Source organism: Microbacterium umsixpiens (genome assembly GCF_053543675.1).
The window spans coordinates 17409-19132 of record NZ_JBLVOH010000127.1; the positions used below are offsets into that span (position 1 = coordinate 17409).

Here is a 1724-nt window from a genome sequence, read left to right on the forward strand (position 1 = left end):
CGAAACGGGGCGGCGGGCTTCTTCGTGAGCGAAGTACTTACTCGGACTTCTTCTCGACAGCGTCCTCAGCGGCAGCCTCGGCTGCTTCACCTTCGGCCTGCGACTCGGCGCCGGCCTCGGCTGCGTCCTCGGCGGGAGCCTCCTCAGCGGGGGTCTCCTCGACGACCTCGGCGGGCTTCTCCGCCTTCTCGGCCTTCTCGGCCTTCGGCGCAGCAGCAGCCTTCTTGGTCGACTTCGCCTTCGGGGTGACGGGCTCGAGAACGAGCTCGATCACGGCCATCGGAGCGTTGTCGCCCTTGCGGTTGCCGACCTTCGTGATGCGGGTGTAGCCGCCCTCGCGCTCGGCGACGAGCGGTGCGATCTCGGAGAACAGGATGTGCACGACTTCCTTGTCACCGATGACCGACAGCACGCGACGACGCGCGTGCAGGTCGCCACGCTTGGCGAAGGTGATCAGACGCTCGGCGAGCGGACGAAGGCGCTTGGCCTTGGTCTCGGTCGTCTTGATCGACTTGTGGGTGTAGAGCGCCGCCGCGAGGTTGGCAAGCATCAGGCGCTCGTGTGCGGGGCCGCCTCCGAGGCGGGGACCCTTAGTGGGCTTGGGCATAATCGTCTAACTCCTGGTCAGAAAGGTCGGGTTTCAGAAGGACTCGTCTTCGCTGCCGCCGTAGAAGTGGGCGCCGTCGAAACCGGGCACCGAATCCTTGAGCGACAGACCGAGCGAGATGAGCTTGTCGCGCACCTCGTCGACCGACTTCTGGCCGAAATTGCGGATGTTCATGAGCTGCGTCTCCGACAGGGCGACGAGCTCCGAAACAGTGTTGATGCCCTCACGCTTCAGGCAGTTGTACGAGCGGACCGACAGGTCGAGGTCTTCGATCGGCATCGACAGCTCGCTGGAGTTCACAGCCTCCACCGGCGCCGGGCCGATCTCGATGCCCTCGGCCTCGACGTTCAGCTCGCGGGCGAGACCGAACAGCTCGGTGAGCGTCTTCGCAGCCGACGCGACGGCGTCGCGGGGGCTGATCGCCGACTTGGTCTCGACGTCGAGGACGAGCTTGTCGAAGTCGGTACGCTCACCGGCACGAGTCGCCTCGACGCGGTAGCTCACCTTGAGGACCGGCGAGTAGATCGAGTCGATCGGGATCTGACCGGCCTCGGCGTACTCGTTGCGGTTCTGCGTCGCCGAGACGTAGCCACGGCCACGCTCGATCGTGAGCTCGAGCTCGAACTTCGCGGTCTCGTTCAGCGTCGCGATGACGAGCTCGGGGTTCTGCACCTCGACACCGGCCGGAGCCGAGATGTCGGCGGCGGTGACCTCGCCCGAACCGGTCTTGCGCAGGTACGCCGTGATGGGCTCGTCGCGCTCCGAGGAGACGACCAGCTGCTTGATGTTGAGGATGATCTCGGTGACATCCTCCTTCACGCCGGGGATGGTGCTGAACTCGTGCAGCACGCCGTCGATGCGAACGCTGGTGACAGCAGCACCGGGGATCGACGACAGCAGGCTGCGGCGCAGCGCGTTGCCGATCGTGTAACCGAAGCCGGGCTCCAGAGGCTCGATGATGAACCGGCTACGGTTCTCGACGATCTTTTCCTCGGTCAGTGTGGGACGCTGTGCAATAAGCACTCTGTGTTCCTTTCGATCACATGCCCGCTATATGACATGTGGTGGGGTGAGGTTTTGAGTTGTGGAAGTCGATGCCCGTACGCGGGCGTGGGGG

2 protein-coding genes are annotated in these 1724 nt (G+C 64.7%); both read right to left on the bottom strand.

The genetic code is table 11. The features are described 5' to 3' along the window. Window positions 1-37: 37 nt before the first annotated feature. Window positions 38-607, bottom strand: coding sequence for a 50S ribosomal protein L17 (rplQ, locus tag ACNPM4_RS12675; RefSeq protein WP_029260933.1), 570 nt, complete (start codon window positions 605-607; stop codon window positions 38-40). A gap of 33 nt (window positions 608-640) precedes the next feature. Further along, window positions 641-1630: a DNA-directed RNA polymerase subunit alpha gene (locus ACNPM4_RS12680; protein WP_029260932.1), complete on the bottom strand. Its 990-nt coding sequence runs from the start codon at window positions 1628-1630 to the stop codon at window positions 641-643. Window positions 1631-1724: the final 94 nt, after the last annotated feature.

Bases quoted from the DNA above. Each gene is read 5' to 3' on its own strand.
- rplQ (WP_029260933.1), bottom strand. From the start codon at position 607: ATGCCCAAGCCCACTAAGGGTCCCCGCCTCGGAGGCGGCCCCGCACAC.